Below are 15,245 nucleotides of genomic sequence, written 5' to 3'. Positions count from 1 at the left end.
GGAAAAGCTTCCCTTCGATGCTCTCCGGGTGGTGTAGCACGACTACCCCGGTGGGTGGTTCGAACAGGAGCCCAGCAGTGCCGAGGAAGGTCGCCGTCGCATCGAGACCTTCCGTTCCCTGCTCACCTCTGATGTCGCCCTGCTTCTGGTCGACGGCCAGAAGCTGGTGGATAACGCCGGTGAGGAGGACCGCTACCTGCAGGCGCTCTTCGCCAACTTCAACACCGGACTGCTGAATCTTCGCGACGACCTGCTCGAAGACGACAAGCCCCTCATCACGTTCCCCCGGATCTGGGTGATGGCACTGTCCAAGGCGGATCTCCTACCCGACATGACGGCACACGATTTCAGCACCCTTCTCATCGAGAAGGCCGGCGGGCACATGGCCGAGCTTCGCCGCACGATCGCGCTGATGGTCGAGGGCGATGCCGCGCTCTCGGTGGGCGAGGACTTCATCGTGCTGTCCTCCGCGAAGTTCACCCCCGGCAAGATCGATGTCTCCGACCGCATCGGCATCAACCTGCTTCTCCCTCTCGCTGCAGCGCTGCCATTCGAGCGTCATGTGCGGTGGGCGAAGAAGAAGGAGATCCCCGCCAGGGTCGCGCAGCAGATCCTCAATAACTCGCAGACGATCTTCACCACCCTCGCTGTCCTCGCACCCTTCGCGAAGCTACTGAAGAGAGTGCCGCTTCCTGGCCCAGTGGGCCTCATCTCGAAGTACGCGGTCATCCTGTTCACCGGCGGCTATCTGACGAAGATGGCAGACCTCGCCGGGGAGAAGCTCGCCGAGGTGAATGAAGAGGCCAAGGCGAAGAACCACAAGATGACAGCCGTGCTGACCGGCTTCCTGCTCGCTCTCGAGAAGGGCGAGGAAGACCAGGTCCTGCTCCGGAGCAACCGATGAGCCTCATCTGGGCCACCCGAGGGAAGTCCTGGGGATTCCGGTTCCTCCGGTCAGGCGGATCCGCCGATCCGCTGATCGACTACGAGGACGTGTTCTCCGGACTGGATGACCAGTCGCAGGCGTTCCGGCGCCTCGGCGACCGTGTTGCCCTGCGCTTCACCGACCCCGAAGCACGCAAGGACGCTGCCGGCCGGCCCATCCCCCACGAGTTCGTGCTGACCGGCGAGACCGCAAAGGGGATGAGCTCGCTGGAAAAAGCACGGGAGAAGATCTGGCCGCTGGTCGCTGACGAGTACGCGAAGATCTGGGACCAGCCGTCGCCGCCTGCGGCCCGCGACTGACTGCCGCAAGCCCTCCCCCTCACCGCTCGTAGCGGTACACCCGCTCCCAGGGCCAATCCTCGGCGAGCCACTGCGCAACGGCGTCTGCCAGCGGCGTATCGAGCTCCGCGTGGGAGGCCCGCACCCAGGACTGCACCTCCGCGTGATGCTCGGGCGAGGGAGTCGGGTAGATGTACACGCAGCCGATCACGTCGCCGCCTGCCGAATCCAGCACGGTGAAGGTGAAGCCTCGGCGTGCCGTGAAGTCGGCAGCGTGGCGTTCGAGGTCCTGCCGGTTGCGTTCGGGGGTCATGCCCTCGGGTGGCGGCCTGGAGCCGTCGGGGTAGCCGGGGGTGGCGCGGATGTGCGCGACGCTCGAGGTCCAGGCGGCGAGATCGGCCTCGTTGTGCTGGGGACCGAGCGGCTCGAGCCGGAAATGCTCGCGCACAAGAGAGGTGGGCGGCACGAAATCGGCGGGGACGAAGGCGTCGGGGTCCATGTCCCGACCGTAACCGCGGCCCGTCATCGCGGCCACGGGTTTTCCGCGCGGCCCGCGGCACGTACGGTGCAGGGAGCCCGCCCCTCTCGTGACAAGGAAGCCCTGTGGCTCTTCTGCTCCGCCTCTCCGGTCCCGCAATCGCGCTCGGCGCGGTGCTGATCATCGTGACCGTCTCGTTCGGCGACGGGATCGGGCCGCTGTACCTGGCGGGCGTTTCGCTGCTGGTGCTGGGGATGGCGGGGCAGGTGCTGCGTGCTCGCCGCCAGCGCCCGACCCAGGAGCGGGAGCCGCTGCTGATCGGGACGCCCGTGGCCGGGCGGTGGCGGGGCCTGAACTCCCCCGCCTCGAAGGTCCCCTCGCACATGCACGGCCTCGCCCAGACCTACGCCCTAGACATCACGCACGAGCCGCCGGGCGCCTCACCGCGGGCGATGGACTGGCTGTGGCCGCAGATGCGCCGCCCGCAGGAGTTCCCGTCCTTCGGCAGGCCGGTGCTCGCCCCCTTCGACGGCGTGGTGGTCGCGGCGCGAGGGACGAGCCGGGACCATCTCACGCGCCTGTCCCCGCTGGGGCTGATCGTCATGCTCCTCGAGGGCTTCGTACGCAGCCTGGGCGCGCCCCGGCATCTGCTGGGCAACCATGTGCTGCTCCGCGTGGACGCCGACGACAGCACGCCCGACGACACCGTGGTGGCCGTGCTGGCGCACCTGCGTCGCGGCTCGCTGCAGGTGGCGGCCGGCGAGCGGGTGGTCGCGGGGCAGCAGATCGCCGAGTGCGGCAACTCCGGCAACTCCTCGGACCCGCACGTGCACTTCCAGCTGATGGACAGCCCAGACATCACCACCGCGCACGGCCTGCCGTTCGAGTGGGAGTACCGCGGCGAGGACGGTGCTCCGAGGCGAGGGGTGCCGGCGAACGAGGAGCTGTTCGTGGTGGAATGACCGGAAAAGGGCGGAGTCATCGCGCCGGACCTGCCACGGAGTCTAGGCACCAGGCGGTCGCCCTGTCGTCACTGCCGCTCAGCTCACGGCCCCAGCGGTATCCCCAGCCCGGTCCAGAGCAGGAAGAAGAGCATCCACACCACGCCCATCCCGAGGGCCATCGGGATGGTCATCGAAGCCAGCGTTCCGATGCCCGCGCTGGGGATGTACTTCTTCAACAGTGTCACCACCCAGAGGAAGTAGGGGTTGATCGGATTCGTCGGGTTCATCGAGCTGTCACCGATGCGGTAGGCGGTCTGCGTGGTCTCGGGATCGATGCCGACGCTGAAGAGCATCGGTACCAGCACCAGCCCGACCATCGCGTACATCGCCGCGCCGCCCAGTGTGGTGAGGTCGAGGATGGCGACCACAACGATGATCAGGGCGAGTAGCAGCGGGATCGGCATGTCCACGTTCTGCAGCCAGGTGGAGCCCTCGATGGACATCACCTGGGCGAGGTTCGTCCATTTGAAGTAGACCGTGAACTGGGAAATGATGAAGAACAGCACGATCATCGGGGCCAGCTCTACGACGCCGTGAGCCATGAACTTCGGCAGGTCCTTCTGCAGAGAAGCCATCTTCCCCGAGACCAGCCCGTAGACCACCCCAGCTGCCATGAACATAGTGGCGCTGATCGCTGCGATACCCGCGAAGACCGGCGCCCCCTCGAGGGACCCCTCTGCAGTGCGCAGCGGCGACCAGCTGGGGATGATCGAGATCAGCAGGAGCGCCAGGAATCCGAACAACACCACGGTGGCGAGCGCGACGGCACGGCGCTCTCGCGGCGTCTTGGACTCGCCGCTGCGGTCGAGATTCTGGAAATAGTCCGGCAGCTGGTCGATGGGCCCAAGCGCGGCGACTCGCTTGTCGATGATCAGCTCCGTGATGCCCGAGAGCACGAGCGCCAGCACCAATGAAGAAGCCGCTGTGAAGAAGAGGGTGTCGATCGGGCTGACGTGGTAGCCGGGTTCAATGAGCTGGGCAGCCTCGGTGGTCAGGCCCGCAAAAGTGGCATCCGACGGGGTGACGGACGGCGCTGCGGCATAGGCCGCTCCGGCGGAGACGTAGGCGAGCACGAGACCGGTGATCGGGTTGCGGCCGACCAGGTAGAAGGCGATCGCTCCCAGCGGGGCCATGATCACGTACGAGGCGTCGCCTGCGACGTGCGCGATCATCGCAAGGTAGGAGACGGCGAAGGTCACGAGCTTCTTAGGGACCTTCTGCACCACGCCCATGAGCAGTGCCTGCAAGTATCCGCTCTGGGTCGCGACGGAGACGCCGATCATGATCACCAGCACGGTGCCGAAGGGGCTGAAGGTCATGAAGTTGTCCAGCGAGGTCTCGACCGCCATGCGGATGCCTTCGATGGACAACAGGCTGCGCACCTCAACACGCTCTCCGGCAGCATCCACGGCCCCGGCCCCGAAGGCCGCCAGGGTGGCGCTCGCAACTGCGACAGCGAAAATGAGAGCGGCGAACAGGAACAGCGGATGCGGGATCTTGTTGCCCACCACCTCGATGGTGTTGAGGAACTTCGCCAGGATCCCCGTGCCTCCGCCGGAAGTTGGTGGTCGCTCGGACGGAGCGTCGGCGTCTTTGTCGAGCTCTGCAGTCATCGGTCAGCCTTTCTGGAATCTGTAAGGTCGGAAATCCACGAGCTCGGGGACATCCGTGCCCCGCAGCTCTTGGTGCACGCACTGCGCGAGGTACGGGGCGAGGGTGACTCCGCTGTGGGTGAGGACGACGTACACGCCCTCGGTGAGCCAGCCGCAGACGGTCCGCCCATCACGCGGCCAGACCCGTGGCCCGATCCGTACGCTGCGGGCTCTGATCTCGCCAAGTTGCGGCACCAGGGCCTGCGCCCTCGCGAGCAGAGTTGCGGGGAGGTCGAGCAGCTCGGGGTCCGAGAGTGAGAACGAGGCTGCGGTGGCGTGGTCGGCGATCACCGCTCCCCCATCCCTGGTAGGGCGGAGGGAGACCCCGTGGGAGCGCAGCACCGAGGTGGGCAGATTCTCCAGCGGGAAGGTTTCGATACTGAGGCCGACGTGCTCGCTCTCCGCCCCGTCCTCGAGCAAGGAGAGTCCGGGGCACAGTCCGTCGATCAGAGCGGGTGCCCCATTTCCATTGGCGATGACCACCTGACGGGCACGGAGCACCCGACCGTCGGCCAAGGTGACGCTCGGGCCGTCGGTCGACGTGGTCACCGCAGTGGCGGCGAGCGGTGCCAGCACCCGCCCCGCAGGCAGGGCCGCGAGTGAGGCGTGAACCTGATGGCCGACGTCCACCCATCCCTCGCGGGGAAACAGAGTGCCCCCGGTGATCTCTGCGGACAGCTCCCGGTCAGCGAGGTCCGCAGCGGTGAGGGACACCGCTGGGGCACGGCCGTCGAGGTCGTCGTATTTCGCGTCGGCGGCGCCGCCCTCGTATACCGAGCCTGCACCGAGGTGGCCTCCGGTCTCGACTTCGAGGGCACCAGTGGGGTGGAACCACGGGGCTTCGCCGGCGTCGTGCTGGCGGTGATGTGCCTCGAGCCCCATCAGGTTCAGTTCCCGGTAGGAGCGCGGGGTCTTGTCCGTGCTCGCGTTCACCCAGGCGAAGCTGATCTCGGAGACGGCACGGCCGGGGATGTGGGCGTCGACCACGAGGCAGTCCACGCCGCCGCGGCGCAGCTCGAGCGCAATCGCGGCGCCGATCACGCCGGCGCCGATGACGATCACGTCAACCTGCTCGGCTGTCTCCGTCAGTTCGGTCGCTACCTCGGATGCTGCTGCAGTGACGGGTTCAGACATGATCCGCCGTCTCCCGTACCGCGGCGTCGTAACCGCTGGCTGCGGCTACGCCCATCGCGCCCTCATAGGAGCCCTGGGTATTCGCCATGACGCGCTCGAGGTCCCAGGTCATCTCCCGAACGCAGTGTTCGTCGAGGATCTGGACGATCTCACGCAGCTGGTGCAGCGCCGGGTAGAGGGCGCTCGTGATCACCGGGCCGTTGACGTTGATGTCGGGCTCACCGAAGGCGACTGCGTCAGCGACGATCTGGGAGGCGGCCTGGATGCCGAAGGAGTACTGGATGACCATATTGGGGATCACCGGGTTGACCTTCCCGGGCATGATCGAGGAACCGGCCTGGGTCCGGGGCAGGTGCAGTTCACCGAGTCCGGCGCGGGGTCCCGAGCTGAGCACGCGCAGGTCCTGCGCGACCTTCCGCAGGATGAGCGCAGCGCGGGCGGCTGCATGGGCGACCTCGGCGTAGGAGTCGCTGTGGGCGAAGGCGTCGATGAGGTTCGGCGACTGCTCGAGGTCGAGCCCGGTGGATTCCCGCAGCTCGGCGATCGCGAGCTCGGCGAACTCCGCGCTGCTGCCGACGCGGGTGCCGAGCACGGTGCCGCCCAACGGGATGCGCAGCATAGTGGTGGCCGCATGGCGGAGCCCTGCGGCGAGGCGGTCCATCGCGTCGGCCTGCCCGCGGTGGGTGGCGGAGATCGGGACCACGACCGCGTCCTGCCAGACGGTACGTCCCAGGCGCTCGACGCCGTCGAACTCGGCGGCCTTCGCGCGATAGGTCTGGGCGAGGCGTTCGAGCTGCTCGGCCGCGGCGATCGTGAGCGGGTGCAGGGTCAACTTGAGCGCGGTCGGGTAGACATCGTTCGAGGATTGGGCGCGGTTGACATGATCGTTCGGGTGGACCGGTGTCTCGCCGTCGGCGCTGTCGCGATTGGCGGCGAGCGCGATCGCCTCATTGGCGTTCATGTTCGAGGCGGTGCCGCCGCCGGCAGCGATGATCGGCAGCGCGAAGGAGCGGTGATTCTCACCTGCGATGAGCTCGTCGCAGGCGCCGATGATCCGGGCGGCGAGCGCCGGGTCCAGGGCACCGAGATGCTGGTTCGCGAGCGCCGCGGCGCGCTTGATCCGTGCAAAGGAGACCACCAGCTCCGGGTAGTCGTACAGGTGCTGGGCGACCACCGGGGAATGGGCGAGGGAGCGCGCAGTCGTCGCTCCCACGGGGCTCTGGACTTCGGTCACTTGAGCGGCCTTTCTCTAAACTCCGCCACACCGAGTGGTGCGGATCACGTCGAGTCAGGCTAGGCCTGACCTGCACAGATCTCACTCGTCAACGGCACAGACTCTTCGACGTCCGTTTGCGTTTTGTGCAAATACAGGCAGTACGCCGACCGTCAGGAAGGGCCCTGGGAGCGCAGGGCGACCATGATCTCGAGGATGCCGTCGGCAGTGAGCGGATCACTTCCCGTCAGCTCACGGATCCGGCCCAGGCGGTAGCGGACGGTGTTCGGCTGGAGGTGGAGATGCTCCGCGGTGAGCTTCGCGTTGAAGTTCGTGTGGAGGAAGATGCGGGCGGTGAGCAGTAGGTCGCTGCCGTGCTCGCGGTCGTACTGCTCGAGGGCGCCGACGACGTCGCCGCGCAGCGCGTCCGCGAGTTCGCCATGGCGGAAGATTCGGTTCAGCCGCGCGTCCCGGGCGGTGTACGCCCGGTGCTCGGCGACGCCCGGGGCGATGCTCATCCCGGTCAGGGCGCTGCGGTAGCCGCGGCCGATCGCGCCGGTGCCCGTGAGTGCCCCGCTGATGCCCACGGAGAAGCCCGGAACTTGCGTGGCCACGGCGTGCGCCACCTCCTCCGCCTCGGCAAGGGCGTGGTCGCCGAGCGTCGTGATGAGCACGACGTCGTCATGGCGAATGCCATTGGCGACGACGAAGAAGGGGGCCCGTTCGAGCATCCGCACGGACTCGAGCAGCGCCAGCTCAAGATCCTGCTGCCGCGGAGCGCGCTTGCCCCGATGCCGCAGCACCATCACCACATGCGGCTCCTCAAGATCTATCTGCAGGGTGATGAGCACGCGGGCTACGAAGTCGTCCGACTCCTGTGTGGAGACGAGCGCATCGAGCAGATCGGGGCGCAGGCGCTGCCCGGAGGTGCGAGAGCCGGCAGTCTCCTCGAGATAGATCCGCGAGACGGCCTCACGGGCCGTCTCGAGGTGCGTGGCGAGATGGGAGGCCACGCGAAGCGCCATCGCCGGCTCTATCTCGCCCCGCCCCTGGGAGAGCTCCGTCCAGAACTCCTCGGCCCACAGCTCGTAGTAGCGGATCAGCGACTGCACGGAGACGCCCTGCCGGATCCGACGCACAGTGCTGTTGCGAAAGATCTCCTGGCTGGGCTCGATGCTCGCCTCGAGGGACGAGCGGATGAACTCTGTGTGCCAGCGGGTCATCGGCCGCACATCGGAGTCGATGACGTCCTCCGGCAGCGCGCGCAGATCGGGGATCTCGGCGAGCGAGCGCTCGAGCACACGCTCGATCAGCGCGTCACGATCCAGCTCGTCCAGAGCGAAATATCGGATCGGCATGCCGGGAAGTGCCCCCTCGGGACGTCGTCGTGGTGGGTGGGGCCGCATCCTGCGGGCGACGCTTCGGCGGGCCGGCCATGGCAGGAGGGATCAGTTTTCGGAGAGTCTGGCCCATTGGGGCGGGTGGGCGCATTGTGGTCCAACACGTGAGGACACCTCACCCTGCCCCCTGCGCACACCCCCGGCACCTGCAGTTCCATTGGCATCACCAGCATCCGACGCGCGAGCATCCGCCACTGCTGGTCTGAGCCCTTACGCACGGATCGGCGTTCTTACTCGCAAAACCGATGGGATTTTCGACAAGCCCGACATCCACTGGATCAAGTCCAGGGGGAGCACACGTGCGGTGTCGCCGCACCTCGGTCACGGATTCGCCGGAGCTCACTGGGGGACTGCTCCCCATCGCACTCAGCGAGGGCGGGCCCGGCACTATTCCGTCTGTGGAGTCCAGAGGTTCCACGTCTCCACGACCTCGGTCAGATGCTCTCGCATCGACTCCGCGGCAGCGTCCGTGTCGTGAGCAGCGATGGCCTCGGCGATCTTTCGGTGGGCGGCGGCCACCGTGGTGAGGCGCTGCGGGTCCATCGAGAAGGTGGCGACCCGGGTATCGAGCAGTGACCGTCCTAGCGCGTCGAGCATGATCACGAAGTAGCTGTTCTGGGAGGCGACGGCGATGTTGCGGTGGAAAACGGCATCGTTGCGCGAAGCGTCGACGAGATCGTCGACGGTCAGGGATTCCAGCTCGTCGCACAGGGCGAGCAGCTCGGCGATCTGCTCGTCGGTGATGTTCTTCGCGGCCTGGGCGCACATGGCGGGCTCGAGGGCATATCGGACCTCGTGAAGGTCGAGATAGCGCAGGTCCGGCTCGCCTCGAAAGTAGAAGTCGAAGATCTCGGCGACGTCCTCGATGGTGGTAGTGCCGACGATCAACCCAGAACCAGGCACAGAGGTGACCAACCCTTTGGCAGTGAGGGTCTTCACGGCCTCACGGATCACGGTGCGGGAGACGGAGAAGTGCTCGCACAGCTCACGCTCGGAGGGCAGGGAATCGCCGGGGCGCATCTTGCCGGCATCGATCAGTTCACGCAGCTGCTGTGCAACCTGGTCGGAGAGCCGCGGCTGGCGCACCAGCGGGCTCGCCGCGGGCAACGAATGACCCGGCTCCTGCATACACCCACCCCCTGTGTCTCCACGGCAGTCTACAAGGGCTCGAGAGCCCGCCGAGGCTCCGCTGAGGTCGCTCCAGCGCACCGCTTGCGCCAACTGGTATGACCGGATACTCTCCTACCGGATGCAGCCCGGTGGGCTGAATTCGCTGATCAAAGAAGCTCAACGAGGGGGCCCAGTGCGCGGTATACGTTTCGAAGTCGAGGGGCGAGCCCACGTCGTCCCCCTGCCTGAGCCCGTCCCCGGGCCCGGCGAGGTGGTCGTGAAGGTGACGTCGACCGGAGTGTGTGGATCGGATCTCTCCGCCCTCAGCGGCACGCACATCTTCCGCAGACCACCGCTGATCTCCGGCCACGAGGCCGGCGGCATCGTCCACGCCGTGGGCGAGGGCGTCACCGACGCACAGCCCGGCGACCGGGTCGTGATCGACCCGCAGCGCGTCTGCGGCAGCTGCGAGAAATGCCGTACCGGTCGCTACCACCTCTGCCCGAGCAAGCAGATGCTCGGCATCAGCGAATGGGACGGTTCCTTCGCGGATCTGGTCGCCGTACCCGAGTACACCCTGATCCCCGCACCCGCGGAGGTGAAGGACGAGCACCTGGCTCTGGCTGAGCCGATCGCCGTCGCCGCCCATGCCGTGGGCCGGGTGGATCTGGGCTCGGTGAGGCGGGCGCTGGTGCTCGGCGGCGGCACCATCGGCTCGCTGATCGCCCGGGTGCTGAGCACCCGCGGTGTGGAGACGGTGGACGTGGTCGAGCCTCGCGAGTTCCTCGCCCCCACCTTGATCGAGATGGGCGCAACCTCGGTCCACACACCGAGCACCTTCAAGACCGGCCCCGACGCCCTCTATGACGCCGTGTTCATCGCCGCCGGCGTGCCCGCACTGCTGGAGACCGCCTTCGAGTCGGTCGCCACCGGAGGCACCATCGTGCAGGTCGCGGTGTTCAAGACCGGTCACACCGTTCCCGTCGGCGAGCTGCAGGTCAAGGAGATCTCCTTCCTGGGCACCGCGATGTACGTGCGCGAGGACTTCATCGAGGCACTGGAGATCCTGGCCCGGTACCCGAAGCTCGCAGAGCTGCTGGTCACTCGCACCACGTCCCTCGAAGAGGGCGCGGAGCTGATCACCACGATGGCAGCGGAGGGTCCCGGGGACATCCTGAAGCTGGTGATGGTGCCATGAGGACCTTCACCACGATCCTGGACCGGCTCGAGAAGATCCTGTTCGTCCTCGCGGCGCTGACCATCACGGTCATGGTCGGGGTCATCCTGCTGCAGGTCTTCCTGCGCTACGTTCTGAACAACCCCACCAGCTGGTCCGAGGAAGTCGCGACTCTCGGCTTCGTATGGTGCGTCATGCTGGCGATCCCGCTGGGCGTGCGCCATCAGGAACACATCTCCATGGAGTTCCTGGTGCAGCGCCTGGCCGGTGCCCGCTGGCGGTGGGCGCAGATTCTGCTGAACGCCGTGGTCGGCGCAACCTTCGTGGCCATCGGCGCCGCCGCGTTCGGACTGTTCGATTCGGCTGCCCGCCAGGTGCTGCCCGGCCTCACCATGGCCACAGGGGCAGGCATCCCGCTGTTGATCATGTACCTCGCCCTGCCCATCGGCTGCTTCGCTGCCGGGCTCTACGCCCTGGAGCGCATCGTGCTCCTGGCCCGTGGTGAGATCCAGCAGAGTTCGCCGGAGCTCACCCACACTCCGGAAGAGGAGATGATCTGACATGGGGTACGTACTGATCGGAGGGTTCATCCTCCTGATCGTGATCGGTCTGCCGATCGCGATCGCCATCGGACTGGCCTCCCTGCTGGGGCTGGGGATCTTCACCGATGTGCCACTGGCACTCGCCTCACAGCGGATGCTCTCCGGGCTGCGGTCATTCCCGCTGCTGGCCATCCCTTTGTTCGTGCTGGCCGGAGCCATCATGAACGCCGGCGGCATCACGCGGCGCCTGATCGATTTCGCCTACGCCCTGGTGGGCCCGATGAAGGGCGGCCTCTCCGCCGTCAACGTCGTCACCAACATGGTCTTCGGCGGAATCTCCGGATCCGCGGTGGCCGATGCGGGCTCCGTCGGCCGCGTGCTGATCCCACAGATGAAACAGCGTGGGTACTCCCCCGGCTACGCCGCATCGGTCACGGCCACCGCCTCCACGATCGCGCTGGTGATCCCCCCTTCGATCACGCTGATCCTGTACGGCGTGACCGCCGAGGTCTCGATCTCGGATCTGTTCTTCCATGGCCTCTACATCGGCCTCGGCTTCGGGGCGGTGTACATCGTCACCGGCTGGCTGATCGCCAAGAAGCGCAACTACCCCTCCGAAGCGCGGATGAGCGGGCGGGAAGCACTTGCGGCACTGGGCAAGGCACTGCCGTCGCTGTCGATCCCGGTCGTGGTGCTGGGCGGTATCCGCATCGGCGCATTCACCGCGACCGAGGGAGCGGCAGTGGCAGTGCTCATCGCGCTGCTGCTGGCCGGAGTCGTCTATCGCGAACTCACCGTGGCGAAGATCAAGGAGGTGTTCCGGGAAACCTTGATGCTGGTCGCGGCGATCATGATGATCATCGCGATGGCGCAGATCTATTCGTGGGCGTTGGTGGTCGGGAACATCCCGCAGAGCATCTCCGCAGTGATCCTGGATATCACCTCGAACCCCTACGTCATCTTGCTGCTGATCAACCTGCTGCTGCTCGCGGTGGGATCAGTGATGGAGGGTAACGCCGCGATCATCATCTTCACCCCGATCCTGCTGCCGGTGATCACTGCCGCCGGCATCGACCCCGTCCACTTCGGGCTGATCGTGGTGATCAACCTGGCGATCGGCCTGATCACCCCACCGGTGGGCATCTCCTTGCTGATCACCACCAAGATCGCAGGAATCTCCATGGAGAAGAGCCTCCGAGATCTCCTCCCCTGGTTGGGCACTGCTCTCGGCCTGCTGATGGTGGTCAGCTACACCCCCTTGCTCTTCGGTCTGTACTGATCCGATGACCGTGAAAGGAAACGTCATGCGACGTATGTCCCGGAGGTCGCTGCTGACCTCTCTGGCCGTCGGCACCACCGCCACGGCCCTCGCCGGCTGCGCGAGAGGCACAGCCAACCCTTCCCCGTCAGTGCTGCGGCTCGGACACACCTACGGTGGGGGCAGCCTGCAGAACCGCGCCTCGGACATGTTCGCCGAGGAGGTCGCTGAGCGCTCCGGCGGGGCAATCACCGTTGAGGTGTTCCCCTCCGGCCAGCTCGGCAGCTGGGAGGACATGCAGGAGGCCACCGAGATCGGTGCGATGCACTTCGTGATCGAATCGGTGGGCTCCCTGGAGCGGTACTCCACGCTCGCCTCCATAGAAGGCCTGCCGTTCCTGTACGACTCGGAGGAGCAGTTCCTGTCCGTCTGGGACGGGGACCTGGGCACGCGAATGATCCAGGAGATTCGGGAGGACAGCGGGTTCTTGCTGCTCGGTGACATGTACCGCGGCCCGCGAGTGCTGAACTCGATGCGTGCCGTGGAGTCGCTGGAGGACGCGGCCGGGCTGAAGCTGCGAGTGCCCACCCAACAGACGTACATCGACACCTGGCGGATGCTGGGGGCGGCCCCCACTCCCCTGGCGTTGACGGAGGTGTTCGCGGCGATCGAGCAGGGCGCGATCGACGGGCAGGAGAACCCGATCGACGTCGTCCGCTTCAACTCGTTCTTCGAGGTGGCCCCCTTCGTGACCAACACGAACCACCTCTACGGGAACTTCCACTTCCAGACCTGGGGAGATACCTACGACAACTGGGACGACGCCACCCGCCAGGTGGTCGACGACTCCATCGCAGAGGTCTCGGCGTGGTATCGGCAGACCTCCATCGACGAGACGGCGGAGAACGTCGAATTCCTCGAAGAAGCCGGCGTGGAGTTCTTCGAGATCGACGCTCCGAAATGGCGGGAGGCGATCCTGCCGATGTACGACCAGGCGGATCCGACGGTGCAGTCATGGGTCGAGGAGATCCAAGGCAGCTGACCCCGGCAGTTGACCCCAGCAGCGAGACGATCCAGCAGCAGGAATGGAGAAGAGGAGATGGCGTTGAAGGTTGCCGCAGTAGCGGATGACGTGACCGGTGCGACGGACCTGGCGGGGTCATGGCGCAGCCGAGGCCTGCGCACCGTGGTGGTGCTCGGCGAGCCCACCGCGGGTGACGAGCAGATCACCGGGCCGATGGACGCGGTCGTGTTCGCGGTGAAGATCCGCTCGGTCCCGCCCGCGGCCGCGCAGCAGGTCGCCGAGCGGATGGGCACCCACCTCGCCACTCTCGAGGGCGTGCAGGTCTACGACAAGTACTGCTCGACTTTCGACTCCACCTCCGAGGGGAACATCGGCCCGATCGCCGATGCTCTCGCTGATGCCGTGGGGGCGCAGCGTGCCGTGGTGGTCCCCTCGATGCCGGCGAATGGCCGCACCGTCTATCAAGGGCATCTGTTCGTCCATGATCAGCTGCTCTCCGAGAGCCCGATGCGCAACCACCCGCTGAACCCGATGCAGGATTCCAATGTCGTGCGCCTGCTGCAGGCACAGACCTCGCGCACGGTGGGAATGATCCCGCTGGCCACTGTGCGCGCGGGAGCCCCCGCCCTGCGGGAGGCGTTGGATGGCGCGCAGGCTGAGGGGACCTTCTATGTGGTCATCGATGCGATCGACGACACCGACCTGGAGATCATCAACGCCGCCACCGCAGATGACGTGCTGGTCACCGGCGGGTCAGGCTTGGCACTCGGAGCGCCGGCCACCCGCGCCCGACCCGCGCCGATCCGCACGGTCAGCGGGCATCGTCTCATCCTCGCCGGCAGTGCCTCGACGGCCACCCGCCGCCAGATCGGTATCGGGGAGAATGCCTATCCGTCGCAGGCTCTGGACCTTTCCCGGGTCGCTCAGGATCCGGACGTCCTGGCCGAGGAGCTGATCGCCTGGGCGCGCGAGCAGTGGGAGCTGGACCCGGCGCGACCGGTGTTGATCCACTCCGCCGCGGGAACTCTCTTGGACTCCTCGCCCACTCGCGAGCAGTCCGAGGGGGTCGAGGCGACGATGGCGGCTCTGGCACGACGTGCCTACGACAGCGGTGTGCGGCAGTTCTTGATCGCCGGTGGCGAGACGTCCGGCTCCGTCATCTCGGGCCTGGGCATCCGCTACCTCGAACTCGGCGAGGAGGTGGACCCGGGAGTCTCCTGGGTGCACGGCACTGCTCCGGCCGCCGACGAAGACAGCAGCGGCCGCGACTGCAATCTGCTGCTGAAGTCAGGGAACTTCGGCAGCGATGACTTGTTCATCTCGGCATGGGAGGCACTGTGAGCACTGCAGAGGAACTCGCCCGGCTGGGCAGGCGACTGGTCGAGCTGGGGCTGTCCCGCGGCACGGCCGGGAACATCTCGATCCGCGAATCGGGCGGCACAGTAGTGGCCAGCCCCAGCGGGACCGATCTCGGTGCCCTCGATCCCGCACAGCTGAGCGTGCTCACGTCGACGCCCTCCGGCGCCCTGGAGCAGGTCTCCGGCGCGAAGGCGTCGAAGGAGGTGCCGATGCATGCTGCGATGTACCGACGATTCGGCGCGGGCGTGGTGGTCCACACCCATTCGTTCCATGCGGTGCAGAGCTCCTGCCTGCCGCCGTGGACCCCGTACTGCGCGATCCCGCCGTACGCCCCCTATTTCGCGATGAAGATCGGGAACCTCCCGCTGATCCCCTACCGGCATCCCGGAGATCCCGCCCTCGGTGAACTGATCGACGAGGCGGACCTGGAGTTCCGCGCCGCTCTGCTGGCCCACCACGGGCTGGTGCTGTTCGCCGAGACCGTGGACGAGGCGATCGCGGCCACGGTGGAGCTGGACGATGCCTGCCGGCTCGCGGTGAGCCTCGCGCAGATCCCGCAGGCACGCGCGCTGGAGGAGGAGGCCGTCGCAGAGCTGGCAGCACGGAACGGGCGACCGTGGGGGCCTCGAATCACGTCATCCTGAGGAGGCTCGTCGCAGAGGGGAAGGGG

Annotated in this window: 15 protein-coding genes; 9 read left to right on the top strand and 6 right to left on the bottom strand. The window is 66.8% G+C overall.

All coding sequences use genetic code 11. The annotated features are described in order from the left end of the window. Positions 1-166 precede the first annotated feature (166 nt). Positions 167-904 carry a hypothetical protein gene (locus ACT3T9_RS16700; protein WP_444607107.1) on the top strand — a complete coding sequence of 246 codons (738 nt, stop codon included), beginning with the start codon at positions 167-169 and terminating at the stop codon, positions 902-904. Next, positions 901-1,245, top strand: coding sequence for a hypothetical protein (locus ACT3T9_RS16695; protein WP_444607106.1), 345 nt, complete (start codon positions 901-903; stop codon positions 1,243-1,245). The genes ACT3T9_RS16700 and ACT3T9_RS16695 overlap by 4 nt, the downstream gene beginning before the upstream one ends. 19 nt (positions 1,246-1,264) lie before the next feature. On the opposite strand, the gene ACT3T9_RS16690 is transcribed toward ACT3T9_RS16695, so the two are convergent. Then, positions 1,265-1,723, bottom strand: coding sequence for a GNAT family N-acetyltransferase (locus ACT3T9_RS16690; protein WP_444607105.1), 459 nt, complete (start codon positions 1,721-1,723; stop codon positions 1,265-1,267). A 104-nt stretch (positions 1,724-1,827) separates the two neighbouring features. On the opposite strand from ACT3T9_RS16690, the gene ACT3T9_RS16685 reads away from it, so the two are divergent. After that, on the top strand, positions 1,828-2,664 hold the full coding sequence (locus ACT3T9_RS16685) for a M23 family metallopeptidase (protein ID WP_444607104.1): 837 nt from the start codon (positions 1,828-1,830) through the stop codon (positions 2,662-2,664). Between the two features lie 83 nt (positions 2,665-2,747). Here ACT3T9_RS16685 and ACT3T9_RS16680 read toward each other — a convergent pair whose 3' ends face one another. The 5 genes from ACT3T9_RS16680 to ACT3T9_RS16660 all read right to left on the bottom strand — a co-directional run bounded on the left by ACT3T9_RS16680 (position 2,748) and on the right by ACT3T9_RS16660 (position 9,212). Then, complete coding sequence (locus ACT3T9_RS16680; protein ID WP_444607103.1) at positions 2,748-4,319, bottom strand: AbgT family transporter; 1,572 nt, start codon at positions 4,317-4,319, stop codon at positions 2,748-2,750. 3 nt (positions 4,320-4,322) lie between these two features. Beyond that, positions 4,323-5,492 (bottom strand): NAD(P)/FAD-dependent oxidoreductase, encoded by a 1,170-nt coding sequence (locus ACT3T9_RS16675; protein ID WP_444607102.1) that lies wholly within the window; start codon positions 5,490-5,492, stop codon positions 4,323-4,325. Next, on the bottom strand, positions 5,485-6,726 hold the full coding sequence (locus tag ACT3T9_RS16670) for a lyase family protein (RefSeq protein WP_444607101.1): 1,242 nt from the start codon (positions 6,724-6,726) through the stop codon (positions 5,485-5,487). The genes ACT3T9_RS16675 and ACT3T9_RS16670 overlap by 8 nt, the downstream gene beginning before the upstream one ends. A 152-nt stretch (positions 6,727-6,878) precedes the next feature. After that, positions 6,879-8,063, bottom strand: a complete 1,185-nt coding sequence (locus ACT3T9_RS16665; protein WP_444607100.1) for a PucR family transcriptional regulator — start codon at positions 8,061-8,063, stop codon at positions 6,879-6,881. Positions 8,064-8,492: 429 nt separating this feature from the next. Next, positions 8,493-9,212 (bottom strand): FadR/GntR family transcriptional regulator, encoded by a 720-nt coding sequence (locus ACT3T9_RS16660; protein WP_444607099.1) that lies wholly within the window; start codon positions 9,210-9,212, stop codon positions 8,493-8,495. Between the two features lie 142 nt (positions 9,213-9,354). Between ACT3T9_RS16660 and ACT3T9_RS16655 the strand changes: the two genes are divergently transcribed. From ACT3T9_RS16655 to ACT3T9_RS16630, 6 genes are read left to right on the top strand one after another with little or no spacing between them, the layout of a single operon-like run. Next, on the top strand, positions 9,355-10,413 hold the full coding sequence (locus tag ACT3T9_RS16655) for a zinc-dependent alcohol dehydrogenase (protein WP_444607098.1): 1,059 nt from the start codon (positions 9,355-9,357) through the stop codon (positions 10,411-10,413). After that, entirely contained in the window at positions 10,410-10,952 is a 543-nt protein-coding gene (locus ACT3T9_RS16650) for a TRAP transporter small permease (RefSeq protein WP_444607097.1), read from the top strand. Before ACT3T9_RS16655 ends, ACT3T9_RS16650 begins: the two co-directional genes overlap by 4 nt. Position 10,953: 1 nt before the next feature. After that, positions 10,954-12,213, top strand: a complete 1,260-nt coding sequence (locus ACT3T9_RS16645; RefSeq protein WP_444607096.1) for a TRAP transporter large permease — start codon at positions 10,954-10,956, stop codon at positions 12,211-12,213. A 25-nt stretch (positions 12,214-12,238) separates the two neighbouring features. Beyond that, a complete protein-coding gene (locus ACT3T9_RS16640; RefSeq protein ID WP_444607095.1) occupies positions 12,239-13,234 on the top strand; it encodes a DctP family TRAP transporter solute-binding subunit in 996 nt (331 codons plus the stop codon). Positions 13,235-13,291: 57 nt separating this feature from the next. After that, positions 13,292-14,557, top strand: coding sequence for a 3-oxo-tetronate kinase (gene otnK, locus ACT3T9_RS16635; protein WP_444607094.1), 1,266 nt, complete (start codon positions 13,292-13,294; stop codon positions 14,555-14,557). Next, on the top strand, positions 14,554-15,219 hold the full coding sequence (locus ACT3T9_RS16630) for a class II aldolase/adducin family protein (protein ID WP_444607093.1): 666 nt from the start codon (positions 14,554-14,556) through the stop codon (positions 15,217-15,219). The genes otnK and ACT3T9_RS16630 overlap by 4 nt, the downstream gene beginning before the upstream one ends. The last annotated feature ends 26 nt before the right edge of the window (positions 15,220-15,245 follow it).

It is taken from the genome of Brachybacterium sp. AOP29-B2-41 (assembly GCF_052378395.1).
In the GTDB taxonomy this organism is placed as follows: Bacteria; Actinomycetota; Actinomycetes; order Actinomycetales; family Dermabacteraceae; genus Brachybacterium.
This window is presented reverse-complemented; position numbering and strand designations above follow the sequence as displayed.

Bases quoted from the DNA above. Each gene is read 5' to 3' on its own strand.
- ACT3T9_RS16695 (WP_444607106.1), top strand. From the start codon at position 901: ATGAGCCTCATCTGGGCCACCCGAGGGAAGTCCTGGGGATTCCGGTTC.
- ACT3T9_RS16690 (WP_444607105.1), bottom strand. From the start codon at position 1,723: ATGGACCCCGACGCCTTCGTCCCCGCCGATTTCGTGCCGCCCACCTCT.
- ACT3T9_RS16680 (WP_444607103.1), bottom strand. From the start codon at position 4,319: ATGACTGCAGAGCTCGACAAAGACGCCGACGCTCCGTCCGAGCGACCA.
- ACT3T9_RS16675 (WP_444607102.1), bottom strand. From the start codon at position 5,492: ATGTCTGAACCCGTCACTGCAGCAGCATCCGAGGTAGCGACCGAACTG.
- ACT3T9_RS16665 (WP_444607100.1), bottom strand. From the start codon at position 8,063: ATGCCGATCCGATATTTCGCTCTGGACGAGCTGGATCGTGACGCGCTG.
- ACT3T9_RS16655 (WP_444607098.1), top strand. From the start codon at position 9,355: ATGCAGCCCGGTGGGCTGAATTCGCTGATCAAAGAAGCTCAACGAGGG.
- ACT3T9_RS16650 (WP_444607097.1), top strand. From the start codon at position 10,410: ATGAGGACCTTCACCACGATCCTGGACCGGCTCGAGAAGATCCTGTTC.
- ACT3T9_RS16645 (WP_444607096.1), top strand. From the start codon at position 10,954: ATGGGGTACGTACTGATCGGAGGGTTCATCCTCCTGATCGTGATCGGT.
- ACT3T9_RS16640 (WP_444607095.1), top strand. From the start codon at position 12,239: ATGCGACGTATGTCCCGGAGGTCGCTGCTGACCTCTCTGGCCGTCGGC.
- otnK (WP_444607094.1), top strand. From the start codon at position 13,292: ATGGCGTTGAAGGTTGCCGCAGTAGCGGATGACGTGACCGGTGCGACG.